The organism is Pseudoalteromonas sp. S1609 (genome assembly GCF_005887255.1).
In the GTDB taxonomy this organism is placed as follows: domain Bacteria; phylum Pseudomonadota; class Gammaproteobacteria; order Enterobacterales; family Alteromonadaceae; genus Pseudoalteromonas.
This window is the reverse complement of the sequence record NZ_PNDJ01000272.1, coordinates 1-279: the sequence shown is the minus strand read 5'-3', so window position 1 is coordinate 279 and position 279 is coordinate 1. Positions and strand designations below refer to the sequence as shown.

Annotated in this window: 1 protein-coding gene; it reads left to right on the top strand. The window is 51.6% G+C overall.

The features are described 5' to 3' along the window. On the top strand, nt 1-279 hold a 279-nt coding region (locus CWB76_RS19705), incomplete at both ends, for an aldehyde dehydrogenase family protein (RefSeq protein WP_138609774.1).

Here is a 279-nt window from a genome sequence, read left to right as displayed (position 1 = left end):
GAGGTCGAAAACGCCACGCCGCAAGGCCGGGCGCGCATCCGTCCTCACCCACATGGGGTGGTTCCTCTATTTGGCCCATCCAACTTCCCTGGGCCTTTACCAAAGGGCCACATTGTACCTGCTCTTTTCGCCGGTAATACTGTGGTATTTATATCATCTGAACTTACACCTATGGTGGCTGAGCAAACCCTTAAACTCTGGGAACCAGCCGGTTTACCTGCTGGGGTAATTAACCTAGTTCAAGGTGATATAGAAACAGGTAAAGCATTCGCGTCACAC